Source organism: Solwaraspora sp. WMMD1047, from assembly GCF_029626155.1.
Taxonomy (GTDB): domain Bacteria; phylum Actinomycetota; class Actinomycetes; order Mycobacteriales; family Micromonosporaceae; genus WMMD1047.
The window spans coordinates 2,067,168-2,088,352 of sequence record NZ_JARUBL010000001.1; the positions used below are offsets into that span (position 1 = coordinate 2,067,168).

24 protein-coding genes and 1 pseudogene are annotated in these 21,185 nt (G+C 74.1%); 16 read left to right on the plus strand and 9 right to left on the minus strand.

The genetic code is table 11. From position 1 onward, the window contains the following. The first annotated feature begins 4 nt into the window (after positions 1–4). The 12 genes from proS (at position 5) to O7627_RS09595 (ending at position 8,377) form a co-directional block, all read left to right on the plus strand. On the plus strand, positions 5–1,411 hold the full coding sequence (proS, locus tag O7627_RS09540; RefSeq protein ID WP_278093128.1) for a proline--tRNA ligase: 1,407 nt from the start codon (positions 5–7) through the stop codon (positions 1,409–1,411). Between the two features lie 6 nt (positions 1,412–1,417). Beyond that, entirely contained in the window at positions 1,418–2,068 is a 651-nt protein-coding gene (locus O7627_RS09545; protein WP_278093129.1) for a DUF402 domain-containing protein, read from the plus strand. Positions 2,069–2,298: 230 nt separating this feature from the next. Further along, entirely contained in the window at positions 2,299–2,814 is a 516-nt protein-coding gene (rpsP, locus tag O7627_RS09550) for a 30S ribosomal protein S16 (RefSeq protein ID WP_278093130.1), read from the plus strand. Between the two features lies 1 nt (position 2,815). Then, positions 2,816–3,049, plus strand: a complete 234-nt coding sequence (locus tag O7627_RS09555; protein WP_117226727.1) for an RNA-binding protein — start codon at positions 2,816–2,818, stop codon at positions 3,047–3,049. A 2-nt stretch (positions 3,050–3,051) separates the two neighbouring features. After that, complete coding sequence (gene rimM / locus O7627_RS09560) at positions 3,052–3,627, plus strand: ribosome maturation factor RimM (protein WP_278098229.1); 576 nt, start codon at positions 3,052–3,054, stop codon at positions 3,625–3,627. Then, positions 3,624–4,412: a tRNA (guanosine(37)-N1)-methyltransferase TrmD gene (gene trmD, locus O7627_RS09565; RefSeq protein WP_278093132.1), complete on the plus strand. Its 789-nt coding sequence runs from the start codon at positions 3,624–3,626 to the stop codon at positions 4,410–4,412. The genes rimM and trmD overlap by 4 nt, the downstream gene beginning before the upstream one ends. 142 nt (positions 4,413–4,554) lie before the next feature. Beyond that, positions 4,555–4,911 (plus strand): 50S ribosomal protein L19, encoded by a 357-nt coding sequence (gene rplS / locus O7627_RS09570; protein ID WP_278093133.1) that lies wholly within the window; start codon positions 4,555–4,557, stop codon positions 4,909–4,911. A gap of 206 nt (positions 4,912–5,117) precedes the next feature. Beyond that, a complete protein-coding gene (lepB, locus tag O7627_RS09575) occupies positions 5,118–6,011 on the plus strand; it encodes a signal peptidase I (protein WP_278093134.1) in 894 nt (297 codons plus the stop codon). Continuing rightward, positions 6,008–6,646: a signal peptidase I gene (lepB, locus tag O7627_RS09580; RefSeq protein ID WP_278093135.1), complete on the plus strand. Its 639-nt coding sequence runs from the start codon at positions 6,008–6,010 to the stop codon at positions 6,644–6,646. Before lepB (O7627_RS09575) ends, lepB (O7627_RS09580) begins: the two co-directional genes overlap by 4 nt. 137 nt (positions 6,647–6,783) lie before the next feature. Beyond that, positions 6,784–7,248: an NUDIX domain-containing protein gene (locus O7627_RS09585; RefSeq protein ID WP_278093136.1), complete on the plus strand. Its 465-nt coding sequence runs from the start codon at positions 6,784–6,786 to the stop codon at positions 7,246–7,248. Beyond that, entirely contained in the window at positions 7,242–8,054 is an 813-nt protein-coding gene (locus tag O7627_RS09590) for a ribonuclease HII (RefSeq protein WP_278093137.1), read from the plus strand. Before O7627_RS09585 ends, O7627_RS09590 begins: the two co-directional genes overlap by 7 nt. After that, positions 8,051–8,377 (plus strand): DUF2469 domain-containing protein, encoded by a 327-nt coding sequence (locus O7627_RS09595; protein ID WP_278093138.1) that lies wholly within the window; start codon positions 8,051–8,053, stop codon positions 8,375–8,377. Before O7627_RS09590 ends, O7627_RS09595 begins: the two co-directional genes overlap by 4 nt. A gap of 35 nt (positions 8,378–8,412) precedes the next feature. Here the strand turns inward: O7627_RS09595 and O7627_RS09600 are convergent, their stop codons facing one another. Both O7627_RS09600 and O7627_RS09605 read right to left on the minus strand, forming a co-directional pair. Further along, the gene (locus O7627_RS09600; RefSeq protein ID WP_278093139.1) at positions 8,413–9,528 is read right to left on the minus strand and encodes a sulfite oxidase; all 1,116 of its coding nucleotides are present in this window, start codon (positions 9,526–9,528) and stop codon (positions 8,413–8,415) included. Positions 9,529–9,575: 47 nt separating this feature from the next. Further along, positions 9,576–10,289, minus strand: a complete 714-nt coding sequence (locus O7627_RS09605; protein WP_278093140.1) for a TIGR03089 family protein — start codon at positions 10,287–10,289, stop codon at positions 9,576–9,578. Positions 10,290–10,439: 150 nt separating this feature from the next. Between O7627_RS09605 and O7627_RS09610 the strand changes: the two are divergent. Continuing rightward, positions 10,440–11,072 (plus strand): annotated as a pseudogene (locus tag O7627_RS09610) (M23 family metallopeptidase); the annotation flags it as partial. Between the two features lie 101 nt (positions 11,073–11,173). Here O7627_RS09610 and O7627_RS09615 read toward each other — a convergent pair. The 5 genes from O7627_RS09615 to O7627_RS09635 form a co-directional block, all read right to left on the minus strand. Then, a complete protein-coding gene (locus O7627_RS09615; protein WP_278093141.1) occupies positions 11,174–12,379 on the minus strand; it encodes an aminotransferase class V-fold PLP-dependent enzyme in 1,206 nt (401 codons plus the stop codon). A 37-nt stretch (positions 12,380–12,416) separates the two neighbouring features. Beyond that, entirely contained in the window at positions 12,417–13,358 is a 942-nt protein-coding gene (locus O7627_RS09620; RefSeq protein ID WP_278093142.1) for a tyrosine recombinase XerC, read from the minus strand. A gap of 61 nt (positions 13,359–13,419) precedes the next feature. Further along, entirely contained in the window at positions 13,420–14,394 is a 975-nt protein-coding gene (locus tag O7627_RS09625; protein ID WP_278093143.1) for a glutamate cyclase domain-containing protein, read from the minus strand. A 240-nt stretch (positions 14,395–14,634) separates the two neighbouring features. Continuing rightward, complete coding sequence (locus O7627_RS09630; RefSeq protein ID WP_278093144.1) at positions 14,635–15,822, minus strand: DNA-processing protein DprA; 1,188 nt, start codon at positions 15,820–15,822, stop codon at positions 14,635–14,637. After that, a complete protein-coding gene (locus O7627_RS09635; protein WP_278093145.1) occupies positions 15,819–17,339 on the minus strand; it encodes a YifB family Mg chelatase-like AAA ATPase in 1,521 nt (506 codons plus the stop codon). Before O7627_RS09635 ends, O7627_RS09630 begins: the two co-directional genes overlap by 4 nt. A 218-nt stretch (positions 17,340–17,557) precedes the next feature. On the opposite strand from O7627_RS09635, the gene O7627_RS09640 reads away from it, so the two are divergent. The 3 genes from O7627_RS09640 (at position 17,558) to O7627_RS09650 (ending at position 19,762) form a co-directional block, all read left to right on the plus strand. After that, positions 17,558–17,827: a hypothetical protein gene (locus O7627_RS09640; RefSeq protein ID WP_278093146.1), complete on the plus strand. Its 270-nt coding sequence runs from the start codon at positions 17,558–17,560 to the stop codon at positions 17,825–17,827. A 139-nt stretch (positions 17,828–17,966) separates the two neighbouring features. After that, a complete protein-coding gene (locus O7627_RS09645) occupies positions 17,967–18,230 on the plus strand; it encodes a hypothetical protein (protein WP_278093147.1) in 264 nt (87 codons plus the stop codon). A 146-nt stretch (positions 18,231–18,376) separates the two neighbouring features. Continuing rightward, positions 18,377–19,762 carry a serine/threonine-protein kinase gene (locus O7627_RS09650; RefSeq protein ID WP_278093148.1) on the plus strand — a complete coding sequence of 462 codons (1,386 nt, stop codon included), beginning with the start codon at positions 18,377–18,379 and terminating at the stop codon, positions 19,760–19,762. A gap of 155 nt (positions 19,763–19,917) precedes the next feature. Here O7627_RS09650 and O7627_RS09655 read toward each other — a convergent pair whose 3' ends face one another. Then, positions 19,918–20,538 (minus strand): hypothetical protein, encoded by a 621-nt coding sequence (locus O7627_RS09655; RefSeq protein WP_278093149.1) that lies wholly within the window; start codon positions 20,536–20,538, stop codon positions 19,918–19,920. Between the two features lie 55 nt (positions 20,539–20,593). Continuing rightward, complete coding sequence (locus O7627_RS09660) at positions 20,594–21,169, minus strand: RNA polymerase sigma factor (RefSeq protein WP_278093150.1); 576 nt, start codon at positions 21,167–21,169, stop codon at positions 20,594–20,596. Between the last annotated feature and the right edge of the window lie 16 nt (positions 21,170–21,185).

A 21,185-nucleotide genomic window follows, 5' to 3' on the forward strand; every position in this document is an offset into this window, starting at 1 on the left:
GGTCATGGCACGCGTGCTCACTCCCCGTGCGGAGGACTTTCCCCGCTGGTACCAGGACCTGATCGCCAAGGCGCAGCTCGCCGACAACGGGCCGGTGCGCGGCACGATGGTGATCCGGCCGGCCGGCTACGCCATCTGGGAGCGGATGCAGGCCGAGATGGACGCCCGGATCAAGGCGGCCGGCGCGGAGAACGCGTACTTCCCGCTCTTCATCCCGGAGAGCTACCTGCGCCGGGAGGCCCAGCACGTCGAGGGCTTCTCGCCGGAGCTGGCGGTGGTCACCCACGGTGGCGGCAAGCAGCTCGCGGAGCCGGTCGTGGTCCGGCCGACCAGCGAGACCGTGATCGGCGAGTTCATGGCCAAGTGGGTGGACTCCTACCGGGACCTGCCGCTGCTGCTCAACCAGTGGGCCAACGTGGTCCGCTGGGAGCTGCGCCCCCGGGTCTTCCTGCGGACCAGCGAGTTCCTCTGGCAGGAGGGACACACCGCGCACGTCGACGAAGCGGACGCCCGCGCCTACGCCCGCCGGATCCTGCACGACGTCTACGAGGACTTCATGGTCGGCCCGCTGGCCATCCCGGTCGTCGTCGGCCTCAAGACCGCCCGGGAGCGGTTCGCCGGCGCCACCCGCACCTACACCTGCGAAGGCATGATGGGCGACGGCAAGGCCCTGCAACTGGGCACCAGCCACGAGCTGGGGCAGAACTTCGCCCGCGCCTTCGACATCAGCTACTCGTCGGCCGGCGGCGGGGTCGAGCACGCCTGGACCACCTCGTGGGGCACCTCCACCCGGATGCTCGGCGGCCTGATCATGTCGCACGGCGACGACAACGGGCTGCGGGTCCCGCCCCGGCTGGCGCCCATCCAGGCGTACGTGATGGTGGTCAAGGCGGGCGACGGGGTCGGCGAGGCGGCGGCGAAGCTGCGCGACGCGCTGCGCGACGCCGGGGTTCGGGTCGGCTTCGACGACCGGGTCGACACTCCGTTCGGCCGCCGGGCCGTCGACGCCGAGCTCAAGGGCTATCCGGTACGGGTCGAGGTCGGCCCCCGGGACCTGGCGGCCGGCAACGCCGTGCTGGTCCGGCGTACCGGTGGTTCGAAGACGCCGGTGCCGGTGCCGGACGTGGTCGCGGCGGTGCTCGCTGCGTTGGAGGCCGACCAGCAGGCCCTCTACGACGAGGCGCTGGCGCTGCGGGAGTCGCGGACCGTCGGAGTGGAGACGCTGGCCGAGGCGATCGAGGCGGCGGCGACCGGGTGGGCGCGGGTGCCGTGGGACGCGGTCGGCGCCGCCGGCGAGGCCGAGGCGAACGGCAAGGCGGTCACCGTACGCTGCCTGGTGCGGGCCGACGGGTCGGTGCCGGACTCCGAGGACGAACCGGACCTGGTCGCCATCCTGGCCCGCTCGTACTGATCCGTCATGAGGTTCGAGCGCGGTCGGCTGATCATGCACCGCAACGTGCGCCGGGGCCGGGTCGGCTGGGTCCGGCCGGCCCGGGTGGTCAGCGACGACGAGCGCGGGCTGGCGGTCTGGATCGACCGCGGCACCCCGGTCGCCAGCGAGGTCGCCGCGGACGGGCGCGGCATCCGGTCGATGCCGTTCGCGGAGTGGATCACCCTGTCCTACCGGCTGCGGGTGGCCACCTGGTTCGGGCCGCCGCTGCTGAAGTTCCTGCCGGCCGGGGCGGCGCACTCGGTCTGGTGGTTCCGCGACCCGGAGACCGACCGATTCGCCCACTGGTACGTGAACCTGGAGGAACCCGCCGTCCGCTGGGACGACGGCCCGGTGGCCGGGGTCGACATCGTCGACCAGGATCTGGATGTGGTGGTCGGTCCGGACCGCCGCTGGCGGTGGAAGGACGAGGACGAGTTCGCCGAACGGCTGGCCCACCCCGAGCACTACTGGGTGCCGGACGAGGCGGCGGTGCGGGCCGAGGGCGAGCGGGTGATCAAGCTCGCCGAGGCGGGGGAGTTCCCCTTCGACGGAACCTGGCGCGACTTCGTCCCGGACCCCGACTGGCAGCCGCCGGCCGCGCTGCCGCCCGGCTGGGACCGTCCGCCGGCCCGCTGACCCGTCGGCCGGACGGCGCGGTCGGGGCGATCGGCCGGTCCGGTGGGAGGAATCCGTACCGGGTCTGGCACAATGGGTCGCTGGTACCCGGCACGCGTCAGGCGCCCTCTAACCCGGGCGCGTCGCCAGTCCATCGAGCAGTCTCCGGCCCAACCCCACTGTGCCGGTCGACTCTCACCCGCGCACCGCCCGATCGGGCCGGTGAGAATCGCAACAGGAGCGAACAGACTGTGGCCGTAAAGATCCGGCTCCTGCGGATGGGTAAGATCCGCAACCCGCAATACCGCATCGTCGTCGCCGACTCGCGCACCAAGCGCGACGGTCGGGCGATCGAGTTCGTCGGCATCTACCAGCCCAAGCACGACCCGTCGCTGATCGAGGTCAGCTCGGACCGGGTGCAGTACTGGCTCTCGGTCGGCGCCCAGCCGAGCGAGGCCGTGCAGCGGATTCTGGAGAAGACCGGCGACTGGCAGAAGTTCAAGGGCCTGCCCGCCCCCGAGCCGCTGAAGGTGCCCGCCGAGCGGGCCGACCGCAAGGCCGCCTACGAGGCCGAGGCGAAGGCCGCGGCCGGGCTGGCCGAGCCGACCACCCGGCCGGCGAAGAAGGCCGCCAAGGCCACCGAGGGCGGGAAGGCCGACGCCGGCAAGGCCGACGCGCCGAAGGCCGAGGCCAAGAAGGAGCCCGCGGCCGAGGCGCCGGTGAAGACCGAGGAGCAGGCCGGTGCCGACTCCGGCGAGCGGGCCTGACATGGCGCTCCGGCCCGCCCTGGAGCACCTGGTCAAGGGGATCGTCGACCACCCGGAGGACGTCCGGGTCCGGATGGTCGACTCCCGCCGCGGCAAGCGCCTTGAGGTCCGGGTGCACCCCGAGGACCTGGGCACGGTCATCGGCCGCTCCGGGCGTACCGCGAAGGCGCTGCGCCAGGTGATCGGCTCGATCGGCGGGCGCGGCGTACGCGTCGACATCGTCGACTCGTACTGATGCTGTTGATCGTCGGCCGGATCGGTCGGCCGCACGGTATCCGTGGCGAGGTCTCGGTCGAGGTTCGCACGGACGAACCGGAGGACCGGTTCGCCGTCGGGTCGGTGTTGATCACCGACCCGACGGCGGTACCCGCGCCGCCGGTGGCCGGCCGGGCCGGCGCCGCGCCGGCCGACCTCGGCGTCCCGGTCCGGGTCCCGGACCGGCTGACCGTCGAGGCCACCCGCTGGCACCAGGGCCGGCTGCTGGTCTTCTTCGAGGGCGTGTCGGACCGCGACGTGGCCGAGGTGCTGCGCGGGGTGCTGCTCTGCGTGGACAGCACCGAGGTGCGGCCGCCGGCCGACCCGGACGAGTTCAACGATCACCAACTGGTCGGGTTGGCCGCCGTCACGCCCGCCGGGGAACCGCTCGGCGAGGTCACCCGCGTCGACCACGCACCCGCCTCCGACCTGCTGGTGCTGCGCCGCCCGGAGGGACGGACCGCGCTGATCCCGTTCGTGAAGGCGATCGTGCCCGAGGTCGACCTGGCCGCCGGCCGGGTGGTGGTCGACCCGCCGGCCGGGCTGCTCGACCTGTGACCGGCACCGCGCTCCGGGTGGACGTGGTCTCGATCTTCCCGGAGTACTTCGCCCCGCTGGAGCTGTCGCTGATCGGCCGGGCCCGCGCCGCGGGCGTACTCGATCTGGTCGTGCACGACCTGCGGACCTGGACGCACGACGTGCACCGCACCGTCGACGACACCCCCTACGGCGGCGGGCCGGGCATGGTGATGCGGCCGGAACCGTGGGGCGCGGCGCTGGCGGCACTCGCGCCGGCCGACGCGCCGCCGCCCCGGCTGGTGGTGCCCAGCCCGGCCGGGACGCGGTTCAGCCAGGCGCTGGCGTACGAGCTGGCGGCCGAGCCGCGACTGGTCTTCGCCTGCGGGCGGTACGAGGGCATCGACGAACGGGTGCTGGCCGACGCGGCGCTGAGGATGCCGGTGACCGAGGTGTCGCTCGGCGACTACGTGCTCTTCGGCGGCGAGGTCGCGGTGATCGTGATCATGGAGGCGGTGACCCGACTGCTGCCCGGGGTGCTGGGCAACGCCGACTCGCTGGCCGAGGAGTCGCACGCGCACGGCCTGCTGGAGGCGCCGGTCTACACCAAGCCGCCGTCCTGGCGCGGACACGACGTACCGGAGATCCTCCGCTCCGGCGACCACGGTCGGATCGCCCGGTGGCGACGGGACCAGGCGCTGCTGCGGACCGCGGCGCGGCGGCCCGACCTGATCGCCGCGCTGCCGCCCGGCGCCCTCGACAAGCGGGACCTGGCGACCCTGGACGGGGCCGGATTTCAGGTGCCGGCAGCGGGTATGGCAAAGTAGAGAGGTTGCCGTGGTCGGTCGCGCCGCGACCGGCTGCGAGGATCACCGGACCGGGACGTCCACGGACGCGCCCGCCGGAGATCAGAATCACCCATCCGCGCGTCGGCGATCGGCGCGCCGTGAACTTCCAGAGGATGCAGCGATGAACACCCTGGACGCCCTCGACGCCCAGTCGCAGCGGACCGACGTTCCCGACTTCCGGGCCGGTGACACCGTGAAGGTGCACGCCCGGGTGGTCGAGGGCAGCCGCTCCCGGGTCCAGATCTTCCAGGGCGTGGTCATCCGTCGCCAGGGATCCGGCCTGCGGGAGACGTTCTCCGTCCGCAAGATCAGCTTCGGGGTCGGTGTCGAGCGGACGTACCCCGTCAACAGCCCGGCGATCGACCGGGTCGAGGTGGTCACCCGCGGTGCCGTGCGCCGGGCCAAGCTGTACTACCTGCGCGAGCTGCGGGGCAAGAAGGCCAAGATCAAGGAGAAGCGCGAGAAGCAGGTCAGCTGACTCTCAAGGTTGACCGTTTGGTCGATCGCGAGGTGTCGGATCGGCCAACGCCGACTACGCTGGCCGCACGGGCAGGTGCGAGCGATCGCTGTGTCCCCGGCAGCCGCCGGGGACTGCGGGAGACTTCCGCGCCACCGCTCGTGGCTCCCGCGCAGTCGCCGGAGCCCGGGCGGTAGCGCTGTATCTCGGGACCGGGGAGATGCGCAGTGCGTAGAGTGGACGAAGCGGATGACCTCGATCCCTGGCGACCCCCGTCCCGGCGCGGCCGCAAGGTTCAGCGCCGGCAGATGCCGCTCTGGCAGGAGCTGCCGCTCCTGCTGATCGTCGCGTTCTGCCTGGCCGTCCTGATCCGCACCTTCCTGCTCCAGGCGTTCTACATCCCGTCCGGCTCCATGGAGGACACTCTCCTCGTCGGCGACCGGGTGCTGGTCAACAAGGTCGTCTACGACATGCGCGACCCGGTCCGGGGCGAGATCGTGGTGTTCCGGGGGACCGAGGCCTGGGCGCCGGAGTTCACCGACGAGCCGAACCTCAGCTTCGCCGACAAGGTGGGTCGGACCGTCGGCGACCTGGTCGGTGTCGCCCGGCCCGGTGAGAAGGACTTCATCAAGCGGGTCGTCGGGTTGCCCGGGGACCGGGTGGCCTGCTGCGACGAACAGGGTCGGGTGACGGTCAACGGCACCCCACTCGACGAGAGCTACATCGTCGAGGACTCACCGCTGGACGTGCCGCCGAATCCGCAGGAGTGCCGGTCCCGGCGGTTCGCGGAGGTGGTGGTCCCGTCCGGGCAGCTCTTCGTGATGGGGGACCACCGGCTCGTCTCGCAGGACGCCCGCTGCCAGGGCCCGGTGCCGATCGACAACGTCATCGGCCGGGCCTTCATCATCGTCTGGCCGTCGGCCCGGTGGACCTCGCTGCCGGTGCCGCCGACCTTCGAGAACCTGCCGCCGCCGACGGCGGCGACACCCGAAAGTTCCCCTCCAGCAAACCCGGATACGTCGGGAGGTATAGCCATTATCGGGCCGATGCTAGGTATTCTGGCCATTACCGCGCGTTCTCGTCACTCGCGCTCAGCTCGGCACCGTAGGCTCCACCCGTGATCGACGAGCAGACCGAGAAACCTCGCAACTCCTTCTGGCGCGAACTGCCCATCCTGCTGGGCGTGGCCATCCTGGTCGCGGTCCTGGTGCGGGCCTTCGTGCTGCAGACGTTCTTCATCCCGTCGCCCTCGATGGAACACACCCTGGACATCGACGACCGGGTGCTCGTCAACAAGCTCGTCTATCACTTCCGCTCGCCGGAACGCGGCGAGATCGTGGTCTTCCGGGCCCCGGCCGAGTGGAGCGGCAACCCGGACGGCGAGGACTTCATCAAGCGGGTGATCGGAGTCGGCGGCGACCGGGTGGTCTGCTGTGACGAGCAGGAGCGGCTGGTGATCAACGGGCAGCCGCTGGACGAGCCGTACATCTACTCCCAGGACGGCATCCGCGACCCCGCGGCCGACGAGGACTTCGACGTCACCATCCCCGCCGACCGGCTCTGGGTGATGGGCGACCACCGGTCGGCGTCGGGCGACTCGCTGGAGCACTGGCAGCGCAGCCAGGACCTGGACATCGCCACCATCCCCGAGGACGCCGTGGTGGGCCGCGCCTTCACCGTCTTCTGGCCGGTCGACCGGGCGAAGTGGCTGACGGTCCCGGACGGCTTCGACCGGATTCCCGCACCGCAGGGCTGACTGGCCGGGTCTCCGGACCTGGACACCGGGCCGGCGCGAGCCGCGCCGTGAGCCGTGGCCGCGGGCTCCGCGGGAGCGGTCTCGACGGCGTACGACCTGTCCGCGACCGGCGGTGGGTGGCTGTCTAGGCTGGACCGGTGGCTGACGAGTTCACCGCGCGCCGGGCCGCCCGCGTCCTGGTACTCGACGAGGCCGAGCGGGTGCTGCTCTTCCACGCCTTCGATCCGGCCCGGCCCGACCACCGGTACTGGCTGACGCCGGGCGGCGGACTCGACGCCGGTGAGACCCCGGCCGCCGGCGCCGCCCGTGAGCTGGCCGAGGAGACCGGGCTGCTGGTCACCCCGGCCGAACTCGGCGAACCGGTCTGGCGGGAGGTCAGCGAGTTTCCCTTCGACGGCCGGTGGTACCGCCAGGAACAGGAGTACTTCGTGGCGCGGGTGTCAGCCTGGGAGGTGGACACGGCGGGGTTCACCGAGGTGGAGCGGGGCAGCATCGACGGTCACCGGTGGTGGACGGTGCCGGAGCTGGCCGGGACCGGTGAGCGGTTCTACCCGGGCGAGCTGCCCGAACTGCTCCGCCGGGTGCTGGCGGCGCCGTGCTGACCCCACCGAGGGCGGTGGTGCGCCGCGACGGTGGCCTCTACGCCCTGGAACGGGCGTTGCAGCGGCGCGGCTTCCCGCACGTCGCCGGGGCGGACGAGGCCGGCCGCGGGGCCTGCGCCGGCCCGCTGGTCGCCGCGGCGGTGGTGCTGCCGGCCGGGCGACGGGGCGAGATCGACGGACTCGCCGATTCCAAACTGCTCACCCCGGCCACCCGGGACCGGATCCACGACGTGGTGCTGGAGCGGGCGCTGGCGCACGCCGTGGTGGTGATCCCGGCGGCCGAGGTGGACGCCCGCGGGCTGCACGTCTGCAACCTGGCCGCGATGCGTCGCGCGCTGGCGCTGCTGGCGACCCGGCCGGACTACGTGCTGACCGACGGGTTCGGCGTCGACGGGCTCGGGGTGCCGGGCCTGGCGGTGTGGAAGGGTGACCAGGTGGCTGCCTGTGTGGCGGCGGCGAGCGTGCTGGCGAAGGTGACCCGGGACCGGATCATGGTCGAACTGGACGGGAAGTTCCCCGGCTACGGGTTCGCCGATCACAAGGGGTACGTGACGGCCGATCACAACGCCGCTCTGGAACGTCACGGTCCGTGCGCTGAACATCGCTTCTCGTACGTCAATGTGGCGGCCGCCTCAGGCCGGGCCGGCCGGCCGCCACGGACCCGGCGTCCGGCGGATCTGGGCCGGACCGAGTCGATGCCGCGCGGGGCGCAGCTAGAGGGTACGGTCGGCGTGGCGTTGGGCGAGCAGCCTCGACCGCCAGTGCCGGTGGGGGAAGATGTGGCCATGGAAGGCGGAGAGCGATGAGTGCGGAAGATCTCGAGAAGTACGAGACCGAGATGGAGCTGCAGCTCTACCGGGAGTACCGCGACATCGTCCGCCAGTTCTCCTACGTCGTCGAGACCGAGCGCCGTTTCTACCTGGCGAATCAGGTGGACCTGCACGTGCGCAACTCGGACGGCGAGGTCTACTTCGAGGTCGAGATGCACGACGCCTGGGTGTGGGATATGTACCGCCCAGCGCGCTTCGTGAAGAATGTCCGAGTAATGACGTTTAAGGACGTCAATGTGGAAGAGTTGGAAAAGCCGGAGATCTCGTTACCCGCGGATTCCGGCTTCGGCGGCTCCTGACCGCCGCGCGGGCCGATCCCGAACCGGCCGGTTCGTCACTCGTCCAGCACCGTCACCGGCACCCGCTGCACCAGATTGTTGGCGAAGCCGCCCCGGTTCCACGGCTGCTCGACGGGCTGGCAGCGACCGGACGCGTCGGTGGCGCGGGCGCTGAGCGTGTACCGGCCCGGCGTGGCCGACCACTCGTACCACCAGCGCCGCCAGGCCAGGTCCGGCCCACCCCCGGCTTCCGGCGGCGCCAGCCTGGCCGCCGCCCAGGTGGCCCCACCATCAGTGCTCACCTCGACCCCGGTGAGCTGTGCGTACCCCGACCAGGCCCGGCCATCCAGCCGGCACGGACCGGGGCGCAACACCCGGGTCCGGGACATGAAGTCGGGAAACCCGGGCGGCCGGACCAGCGCCCGGGGTTCGATCCGGGTCACCGGCACGCCGGCCTCCTCGGCCCGCTGCCGCAGCCGGTAGGCCACCGCGTTCTGGAAGCCGTCGAACTGCCGGTCGAGCACGGTGATCCGGCTCAGCCACTTCACGTGGGCCATGCCGTACCAGCCGGGCACGATCAGCCGCAGCGGCGCGCCGTGCTGTGGCAGCAGAGGCGAACCATTCATCTCGTACGCCAGCAGCGGCTCCTCGCGCAGCGCCTCGGCTGCGGGTAGGGCGCGCTGGTAGTCCTGTTCGACGCCGCGTTCGACACCGTGGTCGGCGCCGGTGAAGACCACGTCCACGGCCTCGGGGTCGATCCCGGCCTCGCGCAGCAGCGGGGCCAGCGGAGTCCCGGTCCACTCCGCGGTGCCCACCGCCTCGACCAGCCACGGCTGGCTGACCGGTCGGGGCTCCAGCAGGGCCCGGCCGTTGCCGGCGCATTCCAGGGTGACCCGCCGGGTGACCCGGGGCCGCGTCCGCAGGTCGGTGAGGTCGAGACTCAGTGGCCGATCGACCCGGCCATCGACGGTCAGCCGGTGCTCGGCGGCATCCAGATCCGGAATATCGTAGTGAATGAGCAGATAGTGCAGACCGGCCGGCGTGACGTCGTAGCGCAACGCCTCCAGCGGGATCCCGTGGTTGCGGGCGGCGAGCTGCAGCTCCTCGGCGCTGATCCGCTCACCGGGCTCGGCGAGCCGAGACGGACCGCTGACCTCGTCCATCGTGGGCATCCGCATCCTCCAGGGTCGGGATCAGGGCGGGGCTGCCCGCCACGATGTCACAGTGTCCGGGTGACGCGTTCGGCGGCGATCCGTTCGTCGAGCCCCGCGCGGTCCAGGTTCGCGCACAGGACGACGGAGGCGCCGGCGAACAGCGGCGCGAGCCAGATCAGCGGTTCCTCGCTGGCCGCCGCGTCGACCAGCACCCGGTCGCCGGGACCGACACCGCGGCTCCGCGCGATGTCGACCGCGAGCCCGCCGTACTGGCCGAAGGTGGTTCCGTCAACCGTCGCCCGCCCCCGAAGATCGAGCGGCGTGTCCGGGGACGCGGCGCCCAGGTAGGGGCGGACCGCGTGGACGTAGTCCTGGTAGCCCTGGGGCGTCGGCGCGGCACCGGGTGCGAGGCCCAGGACGTACCGATGGCGCCCGGACGGCACCTCGTCCAGCCAACTGTCGACCCGCCGCCGGTCGACGAACGTCACGTCGAGCGGATCACCGGCCGGGGCCAGACCCGCGGTCGACCAGCCACGGAACGAGACCTGCAAGCCGGCGGCCCAGGCGCCCAGCAGCACGGCCGCGGTCTGCCAGTGCGGCGGGAGCAGCACGCCGGCCTGCCGACCCGGACCGAGCCCGCACCCATCGGTGAGCAGTGCCGCCGTCGCCGCCGCCCACTTTCCGAGCTCGCCCGCGGTCAGCGCGGTCCGCTCGCCGGTGGCGTCGTCGTAGTAGGTGAACAAGCTGTCCACGGCGGGATGCGCGAGGCTCTGCGTCATAGCCGACAACTCTAGCGACGGCGCCCGGCCGGCACCGCTGCCGACGGACCAGCCGATCGGCCGCTGTCCTTTCCCCACGGGGGGGCCGGTTATCCACAGATCGGATGCGGGGCGTTGCCGCCCGCAGCGGACTGGGTGACGCTGCCTGCCATGGACAACCTCGGAGCGCGGCCCCTGCGGTCGCTTGTCACCCTGCTGGTCCTGACCCCGACCGCGGTCCTGGCGCCGGCGGTGACCCCGCAGGCGGTGGCGCAGCCGGCGTTGGTTGCGCCGGGGGCGACTCGGCCGGCGTTGGCCCGGCCCGGGTTGGCTCGGTCGGCGGGGGCTGGTGCGGCTGCGGCTGGTGCTCCGGTGGCGGCCGGGTCGGGGTTCCGGTGGCCGATGAACGGGCCGCTCCGGCCGGGGCGGCGGTTCGAACCGCCGCCCGAACCGTGGTTGGCCGGTCATCGCGGGGTCGATCTGCTCGGCGAGCCGGGTGCGGTCGTGCGGTCCGCGGGCGGCGGGGTGGTCCACTTCGCGGGTTGGGTCGCCGGCCGGCCGGTCATCAGCGTGGCACACGCCGGCGGGCTGCGGACGACCTACGAACCGGTGCGGCCGTCGGTGCGTACCGGCGACCCGGTGGCGGCCGGTGATCCGATCGGCGTCCTGCTGGCCGGCCACCGCGGCTGCCCCACCGGGCCCGCCGTCGGGGCGTCGGCCTGCCTGCACTGGGGGCTGCGCCGGGGCGACGAGTACCTCGATCCACTGGCCCTGCTCGGCCACGGCCGGGTCCGGCTCCTGCCGACCGCCCACCCTCGTCCGGGTGCCGCGGTGCGGCTGTCCCCGACTGCCCGTCGCCGGCTGGGTGCTGCGGCGCGGCTGCCTCCCGGCGGCGGCCGTCGCCGTCAGGGTGCGGCGGTCCGGCTGGTGTGGGCGGCGAGCAGGGCCGGCAACCGGTCGGCGAGCCGCTCGTACTCGTCAGGGCGGTTGTAGACCTGTCCGCAGAGCCGCAGCCAGCCCCGACCCGCCCAGGCGTTCACCGCCACCTCGCAGGCCAGCTCGCCGGCGATCCGCAACCGCAGCTCGTTCGCCTCGGAGAGGCTGCCGGCCAGGCCGGCGGGCAGGGGAATGATCCGCATCGCGACCGGTCCGCCCGGGTCCGGCAGCGCGGCCGGATCCACCCCCAGCGCGGTGCCGACCACCCACTGCCCGTACGCGGCCAGCGCGGCGTTGTGCTCCCGGACCCGGTCGAGCCCGAGGGTCCGAAGGGTGAAGGTCCCCACCGGCGCGGCCAGCCAGGCGGTGTAGTCGCGGGTCGCCTGCGACTCGATCCGCTGCGGGAAGCCGGACTCCTGCTCCCAGGAGACGATCGGCGGCTCGATCCGGTCGCGCCAGCCGGGCGCCACCACCAGCAGTGCGGTGCCCCGCGGCGCGTAGCCCCACTTGTGCAGGTTGCCGACCCAGAAGTCGGCACCGACGTCGGCCACCGGGGTGGCCAGCATGCCCGGCGCGTGCGCGGCGTCGACAAGCACCGGGACGCCCGCTTCCCGGGCGGCGGCGACGATCGCCGCGGTGGGCAGCAGCCGGGCGGTCGGCGAGGTGATCTGGTCGACGATCAGCAGCCTGGTACGGCCCGGCCGCAGTGCGTCGCGGAGGATCTCGACGAGCTCCGCGTCGGTGGCGCCCAGCGGGACGTCGACGGCGCGGCCGGTGGCGCCGGCGCGGCGGCACTCGTGGTCGGTGGCCAGCCGCACCGAGCCGTACCCGTGGTCGGTCGTCAGCACCTCGTCACCGGGCCGGAGCCCGAGGGACCGCAGCACCAGCGTCGCACCGGTGGTGGCGTTGTCGACCAGGGCGGCACCGTCGGCGTCGGCGCCGAGGAACGCGGCCAGGTGCCGGCGGGTGTGCTCGATCCGGTCGGACAACCCCTGGGTGAAGAAGCGCATCGGGTTGGCCTCGGTCTCGTCCCGCAGGCGCTGCTGGGCGCGTTGGACGCCGATCGGGACCGAGCCGAACGACCCGTGGTTGAGGTGGGCCACGGCAGGGTCCAGCGAGAACAGCAGCCGGGCGCCGGGGATCGGCTCGGGGGGCCGTGGCGCTCCGGCGGTCACCTGATGAGCCTACCGGCCGGACCGGCGCCGGTTCCCGTCACGCCCGGGGATGGGCCTGCCGGTACGCGGCCCGGAGCCGATCCATCGACACGTGCGTGTAGATCTGGGTGCTGGCGAGCGACGCGTGCCCGAGCAGCTCCTGCACCGCGCGCAGGTCGGCGCCGCCCTCCAACAGGTGGGTGGCGGCCGAGTGGCGCAGCCCGTGTGGGCTGGTCCGGGGTAGGCCGGCGGTGCGGGCGTACCCGCTGACCAGGCGCCGGACGATTGTCGGCTGCAGCCGACCGCCGCGTGCCCCGAGCAGCAGCGCGGATCCGCTGGCCGGCGTGGTCAGCGCCGGCCGGCCGGTTCGCAGCCAGTCGTCGACCGCCCGCTGCGCCGGGGTCCCGTACGGCACCGCCCGTTCCTTGTCTCCCTTGCCGGTCACCCGGATCACCCGCCGGCCGTGGTCGACGTCGCCGACGTCCAGGCCACAGAGTTCGCTGACCCGGACTCCGGTGGCGTAGAGCAGTTCGAGGACGACCCGGTCCCGCAGCAGGACCGGTTCGGTCTGCTCGCCGGGCGCCGTGACCAGCTCGGTGGCCTGGTCGGCGCGGAGGACGGTCGGCAGGTCACGGCGGGCCTTCGGGCTGGCCAGTGCCGCACCGATGTCGGCGTCGAGCAGGCCGGCCCGGTGTGCCCAGGCACTGAAGGTGCGGGCCGACGCGGCCCGGCGGGCCAGCGAACTGCGCGCGGCCCCGAGCGTCCGCAGCCGCGCCAGCCAGCTGCGCAGTACCGCGAGGTCGAGGTCGCCCGGTTCGTCGCCGCCCATCCGGACGGCATGGTCGAGTAGCGAGACGACGTCGGCCAGGTAGGCGCGGACGGTGTGCGCCGACCGGTTGCGGACGGTGGCCAGGTGGCGGCCGAACTCGTCGGCGGCGTCGCGCATGGCGGGCGGCAGCGCCTCGTGGGTCGCCCGGGTGTCGCGGCTGTCGCGGCTCATCACCGCGACTGTCTGCCGTCCGCCGCCGCGCGTCAAGTCGCCCGGCCGGGTGCTCAGCGCCTCACCCGGTCAGTCGGACGATCCGTTCGATCTCCGCCAGCGGTTCGGCGTACGCCGGCCAGTCCAGGCCGTCGACGCTGGGCGAGGCGGTGCGGCGGACGCCGTCGACCGCGCCGGCCCGGCCGACGATCCCGTCGAGGACGGCCCGGGACCAGTCGGGCGACAGCAGCTCGATCAGCGGCTCCCGATCGTCGGCCAGCACCGCCAGCGCACCGACCAGCGCGGCCGCTCCCCAGTTCGAGGTACCGGCGACGATCAACGCCTCGCAACCGGTGACGCAGTGGATCTCGGCGCCGCGGTCGACGGCCGCGGCGACCAGCCCGGTGGCCAGGACCCCCATGCCGAGTTCGTTGCCGCCGTCGCCGATGCCGATCCGATACCACGGGCCGGCGCCGTACAGCCGGTCCAGCGGGGCGCTGTGCGCACCGAGGTCCACCCCGCGCATGTCGTGCGGCACCCCGTCGGCGGCGGGGCCGACCCGCTCACAGGAGATCACGTGGGTCAGCTCCGGGTAGCCGGCCAGGGTGGCCGCCTGCCAGCCGTCGTACCCGGCCAGCGGCGCCACGTCCAGCGGCACCTTCAGCCCGGCCGCTTCCGGCCCGGCGGCGATCAGCCCGGCCGCCTCCAGACCGGCGGTGGCCGACCCGGCGGTGGTCAGCCCGGCGGTGTCGATCGCCGCCGCGACCACCGGCGCGCAGGGTTCGTCGGTGACCAGCCGGGCCGCCCCGCCGAGCCGGCCGATCGCGGCCGCGAGCTGGATCGCGCCCAGCGGTCCGTCGGTCTCCGCCGCCGGGGGGTGGGCCGTCGGGATGTAGCAGCCGGTCAGGATCGCCACCTCGGGCGTCGGCTCGGCGAGCAGCGAGTCCGCGGCCCGGCGCAGCGCACCCGCGGTCCGCCGCGACAGCGCCGCGCTGCCGCGGCCCACGTCGCGGGCCGCGACCCGTTCCAGCGCCGCGACGGCGTCGGCGGGGGTCATCGCGGACCTCCTGGAGGGGTGCGGCAGGCTGCGGTTCAGGGTACGGCGACCGGCCCGCCGCCGGTGCCCCGCGATCGGCCGACCCCGGCGCCGGACCGCGCGGATCGGCCCCGCCGCGGCTGCCGCTGGATCGGCCCCGCCGCGGCTGCCGCGGATTGGCCCGCCGCAGGCAGCCGGCGGCCCAGTCTGCCGGCCGGGCAGGTCCGTCGCGATTCCCGCTCAGCGTTGCCGCGTCCCCGCTCAGCGGTTGCGCACGGGTGCCAGCGCGTATCCGTCGTCGTGGCGTACGACCAGGTCGAGCTCCTCCAGCATGGACAGTTTCCGCAGCGCGGCGCGCAGCGCCACCCCGGTCCGGGCAGCGAGGGTGTCCGGACCGAGGGCGCCGCGCCGGGGCAGCGCCTCCAGGATCAGCCGCGCCTCGTCGTCGAGCAGGTCGCGGGGATGCCGGGGGCCGCGCTCCAGCGGTGCCAGGTCGACCCCGATCCGCCCCACCTCCTCCAGGATGTGCGGCACGCCGGTGACCAACCGGGCCTCGGGATGCTCGCGCAGCAGGGCGTGGGCGCCCACCGACATCGCGGAGGTGACCGGGCCCGGCACCACCATCGCCGGTCGGCGCAGCGCCAGCGCCCGGCGCAGGGTCTGGATGGCGCCGCTGCGCGCGGCCGCCTCCACCAGGACGGTGCCGGCGGTCGCGGCCGCGATCAGCCGGTTACGGATCAGGAACCGCGGGCGCAGCGGCTCGGCCCCCGGCGCCCACTCGCTGACCAGCAGCCCGGTGTCGACGATCCGCTCGAAGAGCGCGGCGTTGCCCATCGGGTAGGGCCGGTCCACCCCGCAGGCCAGCACCGCCACCGTCCGGCCACCGGCGCTCAACGCCCCCCGGTGCGCCGCCGCGTCCACCCCGAACGCCCCGCCGGAGACCACCGTCCAGTCCCGGTTGGCCAGGCCGTACCCGAACTCGATGCCGAGGTGACCGCCGTAGTCGGTGGCGGCCCGGGAACCGACCACCGCCACCGACCTGTCGAGCGTTTCGGCGAGCGGCCAGACGCCCCGTACCCAGAGGCACAGCGGCGGCGCGGTCTCCTGGTCGACCCGTCGCTCGGCCCCGGCCAACGCCAACCGGCGCAGGTCGCCGACCCGGGCGGGCCACTCCTCGTCCTCCGGCGTCACGAGCCGGGCGCCCAGCCGGTCGGCCCGAGCCAGCGCCTCCTCGGCGGCGCGACGGGGGTCCCCGGCGGCCAGCCGGGCCGTGACGGCGGCACGGAGCCGGTCGTCGGGAATGTCGCCGGTCAGCAACCGGTGCAACGCGGTCACCGGTCCGTCCCGCTCGACCATCCGGTGCACCGATCGGGTGCCGGGTTCGGCGAGCCAGGTCAGCGCGGCCCGGGCCAGCCGGACCGGCCGACCGCCAGCTTCGGCGGCGGTCATCCGACACCTCCGGTACGCAGCTGCGTCGCCTCCGCGACGTCGTCGGCGTGCGGACGGTCCCGCCCGTCGAGATCGGCCACGCTCCAGGCCACCCGCAGGATCCGGTCGAAGCCGCGGGCCGACAGCGATCCGCTGTCCAGTCGGCGGCGCAGGCCGGCGGTGGCGGCGGCCGGTAGCGCCCACGGGGGGCGTCGCAGCACCGGCCCGGGCACCTCGGCGTTGGCCCGCCAGCCGGCGGCCCGCCAGCGTTGCCCGGCGGCTGCCCGGGCCGCCGCGACCCGCTCGGCCACCGGGGCGGAGGACTCGTTGACCGGGCTGTTCTCCATCAGCTCCGCGGCGCCGAGCGGCCGGAGGCCGACCTGGATGTCGACCCGGTCGAGCAGTGGACCGGAGAGCCGGCCGAGGTAGCGCCGCCGGGCCAGCGGACTGCACTCGCAGTGCGTGTCGCCGGCGGGTTTCGCACAGGCGCACGGGTTCGCGGCCAGCACGAGCTGGAAGCGGGCCGGGTACTCGGTGCCGCCCCGGGCGCGGACCAGCATGATCCGGCCGCTCTCCAGCGGCTGGCGCAGTGCTTCCAACGCGCCGCGGCTCAGTTCGGCCGCCTCGTCCAGGAAGAGCACCCCCCGGTGGGCGAGGGAGACCGCACCCGGTCGGGCCAGCCCGGTCCCCCCGCCGACCAGCGAGGCGACGGTGGCGGTGTGGTGCGGAGCCTGGAACGGCGGTCGCCGTATCAGTTGCCCACCCGGCGGCAGCAGGCCGGCGATGGAGTGCAACGCGGTCACCTCCAGCGCGGCCTCGTCGTCGAGCGGCGGCAGGATGGAGGGCAGCCGTTCGGCCAACATGGTCTTGCCCGCCCCCGGCGGACCGAGCAGGGCGAGATGGTGCCCGCCGGCCGCGGCGACCTCCAGCGCCCGTCGGCCGAGCGACTGGCCGGACACGTCGGCCAGGTCGGGTCCGCCGGTCGGCTCCGCAGACTCCGGTGCCGGCGGTTCCAGCAGCGCCGCGCCGTCGCGGACGTAGGCGACCAGCCGGTGCAGGCTGTCGACGGCCCGGACCCGGACGCCGGGGATGACGGCCGCCTCGGCGGCGTTCGCCACCGGTACGACCACCCGGCCCACCCCCGCCCGGGCCGCCGCGGCCACCATCGGCAGGATGCCGCGCACCGGGCGTACCGTCCCGTCGAGGCCCAGCTCGCCGAGGATGGCCGTGTGGCCCAGCGGCGCGAGCGGCAGCTCCCCGGCGCCGCCCAGCAACGCGGCGGCGATGGCCAAATCGAAGGCCGAGCCGAACTTCGGCAGGGTGGCCGGGAGCAGGTTGATGGTGATCCGGCGGTTCGGCCAGTGCTGGCCAGAATTGACGATGGCGGCGCGGACCCGGTCGCGGGCCTCGTGCAGGGCGGTGTCGGGCAGCCCGGACAGGGCGAGCGCGGGCAGCCCGGGGGAGAGGTCGGCCTCGACCTCGACGAGGTGGCCGGTCACCCCGACCAGACCGACGCAGAGCACCTTGGCGTAGCTCATCGGCTTGTCGAACTCGGTGTGGGCATGCGCCGAGCCTGCCCGGGAACAGCGCCGAGCCGCGGCCTGCAAAGGATCGACTGTGGACAACCGGATGCCCTGTGGACAGTCAAACGATCACCGTCGGTTCTGGTATGGGACGTACCCGGTGTCCGGCCGGGAACGCCGAGGTCTCATAGCGTCGGAGCCGGTCAAAGCCGCCATCTGCCCTGAGGAGTCGAATGCCGACCCTGTCGGATCCGAGTCAGCCCGCCCGCCGGCCCCGGGCCGCGCTCTACGCGCCACCTGCCGACGACGGGCAGCGGTGGGTGATGGCCGGGGTCGAATGGTGCGAACGGCTCGGCTACGACCTCTGCTCGCTGGTGGTCGACCCGGACGGCGGAGCCGGGCCGGCACCGGCCACAGTTCCTCCGGTAGGCGCGGCAGTCCGGTCGCCGACAGCAGCCCGCAACCCCGAACAAACCAGCCCGGCGCCGGGACCAAGCAGGTGACAGAGTTCTCCTGCCGAAGGGGCGGCCGCGGGCTGGTCACGGACGTCCAGCCGATTCAGACCTGCAACGGGTTCCATTCCGCCCGGGCCACCGCCGCTACGCCGACCGGCTCCTGCTGCTGTTCCAGGACGCGCGGCTGGTGGTGGTCTCCACCGAGGACCCGACCATCCAAACGACGGTGGGCGGCCGGGTCGGACTCACCCTCGACGAACTGGAGCGCCGGTACGGCCCGCGCGGTGAGATCGTGAACGGCAAGTGGTGGCTGCGGGCCTACCTGGTGCCGGTCGGCGGACGGGTCGTCGCGTTCTTCGAGGACCCGTACGGGCCGACCGTCTACCGGGTCGCGGTCGGCGAGCGGGACCGGGTGCTGGCCACCTTCACCGGCGGGGACGACCAGTGCTGAACCGCTGACCAGCGACGGGATTTGCTGGCCGCCGGTCGGCCGACCGGCGGCTATCCTGGGTCGGTGACCGGCGAGCCGCTCTCCCGGGGCCGGCGCGGACCGCGGCACGGACCGGCGGCTGTCAGCCGCCCCGGCCGGCCGCCGCCGTGATCGCGCCCGAGCGGATCGGCCCGTACCGGATCGAACGGCTGCTCGGGTACGGCTCGTTCGCGACCGTCTGGCTGGGACACGATCCCACCCTCGGTGCCCGGGTGGCGATCAAGGTGCTGGCCGAGAACTGGTGCCAGGACCTGCGGGTCCGGGAGCGGTTCCTGGACGAGGGGCGGCTGCTCTGGCGGCTCGACCACGAGCGCCTGGTCCGGGTCCACGCGGTCGGCGAGTTGCCCGACGAACGGCCGTACCTGGTGATGGCGTGTGCCGAGGGGGGCAGCCTGCGGGACCGGCTGGCGACCGGCCCGATCCCCGTCGCCGAGGCGCTGCGGTTGCTGGCGGAGATCGCCGCCGGGGTGGCGGTCCTGCATGCCGACGGCATCGTGCACCGCGACCTGACGCCGGGGAACATCCTGTTCCGCCCGGATTCGCGGCCGGAGATGCCGGATCAGGTGCTGATCGCCGACCTCGGCTTGGCGAAGGCCCTCGCCGTCGCGTCCGGCCTGACCGCCCGCGCGGGCACCCCGGGCTACATGGCTCCCGAACAGGAGGGCCCGTTGTCCACCGTCGACGCGCGGGCCGACGTGTTCGGCCTCGGCCGGCTCGGCGAGACCCTGCTGGGCCGGTCGGCCGGTGACCCGACGGAGCCGGGCGTCGAACCGGCGGGCGGTTTCGCGCTGCGCGACGGCGTACCGGCGCTGGTGGCCCGGGTGTTGCGGACCGCCACGGCCCGGTCGCCGGCCGACCGCTACCCGGACGCGGCGGCGTTCGCTGCCGCGTTGGCCCGGGCCACCCGCGCACCGACCCGGGCGAGCTCCTTCCTGGTACGCCGCCGCGGGTTCCTGTTCGGGGTGCTGCTGGCCGCCGGATTGGCGGTGTCGGCGGGGGTGGCGGTGCACCGCTGGCCGGACCAGGACTCCGGCACCGTCGCGGACTCGACCGGCCGGATCACGGTGGCCCGTCCACCGGGGTGGCGCAGTGCCGGCGCCGGGTGGGCCGGCCAGCGCGGGCCGGACGGCGATCTGGAGCCGGCCCTGCTGCTGTCGCCCGATCCGGACAGGTGGGCCGACGATCCGGCGGTGCCCGGCGCCTTCGTCGGCCTCTCCCTGAGCCTGGCCGGGTCGCACACCCCGGCCGAGTATCTCGCCGAGCATCCGCACGCCGAGTGCGCCGCCGAGCCGGTGCGCAACGTCCGGCTGGCCGGCGTGGACTGGCTGGTGGCCGCCTACACGGGCTGCCGGGGTGGCAAGCCGGTGATCGTCGAGGCGGTCGGCGTCGGCCCGGACCGGGCCGGGCTGGTCTACGCCCAGATCACCCCGCCGAGCGACGGCGGCGCCGGGTTCGTCGACGGGTTCCTGGCCGGCATCCGGGTACGCCGTTAGCCGGGTACGCCCAGGTACGCAGTTCGCCCCCGCCGTCGGGCTCCGCCTTCTTCCATGACCATGGGGCACTGGGCCGTTCAGATCGGCCGGAAATCACGTCTGTAGGCGCCACGGTCAAGGGTGCTTGGCCGGTGCGGCGGCGGTCGGTGGCGCGGTCAGTCGGCGGTCGGCTCGACCACCAGGACGGTGATCTGCTGGCTGCCGTCCTGCCGGATGATGGTGACGGTGGCGGTGCCGGCGGTCAGGAAGCGCACATCGTGTACGCCCGCCGCGTAGTTTCGGGCGACCCGCTCGTCGGGCTCCGCGGTCAGCAGACCGGGGCCGACGTTCTGCACCCGCAGGATTCCCGCGACCTCGAAGCAGAGCGCCCGGGGCAGCAACGCCGGGTCGGAGCCGTCCACCGGGTAGATGACGGGCGGCAGGCAGGCCGGGGAGAGCACAGGGGTGGGCTCGGCCGAGCCGGGTGTCGGGGTGGGTGGTCGCCAGACCGGTGGCCGGTCGGCGGCGGCCGGCGGTGCCGCCGAGGTCCGGCCGGGCGAACCGGAGGGGACCGCCGACGGACTCGCCGCGCCAGCCGGCATACGGGTCGGCCACTGCCCCGGCAGCGGCGCGACCGGGGCCGGTGCGCAGGCGGCGAGCAGGGCCGCCGCGACGGCGCCGAACAGCGCCGCGACCACGGCCAGTGGAGACCTGGCGCCCAGCGGAGACCTGGTGGGCAGCGGAGACCTGGCGGGCACTGTGGGTTGGGCGGGCGGTGGCCGGGTCGGGCCGGGCATCCGCCGTACCGGCGGCCGGGGTCCGGCGCCGTCGGTTCCGGCATTTCTGGCCACGTCAGGCCGCGCTGTCGGTCAGGTGGGCGCGCAGCCGGTGCCGTCCCTCGTGGATCCGGGACTTGACCGTGCCGTCCGGGATCTCCAGCAGTTCGCCGATCTCCCGGTAGCTCAGGCCGAGCACGTCGCGCAACGTCACCGCCTCGGCGAGTTCGGGTCCGATCGCCCCCAGGGCATCCAGCAGGTCCAGCCGGGTCCCGGCCACCACGCTGGTTCGGCGGGGATCGGGCCGGTCCGGCAGCGGCACCCGGCTCGCCTCCGCCAGGAACCGGCGACGCAACGCCTGGTACGTCGACCGGGACCGGTTCGCCGCCACCCGGTACAGCCAGGTTCGGAACGCCGACCGGCCGTCGAATCGGGTGATGCCCCGCGCCACCGCCAGCAGAGTGTCCTGGCAGGCCTCCTCGGCGTCCTCCCGGTTGGGCAGGAACCGGGCGCACAGCCGCATCGTCTCCGGCCGGACCGCGACCAGCAGCCGGTCCAGGGCGGCCCGGTCGCCGCCGGCGGCGGCTCGGGCCAGTCCTTCCAGGTCGGCGCCTTCGGCGGGTCCGTCCAGATGGGAGCCTTCGATGGGCACGATTCGAGTTTATGGA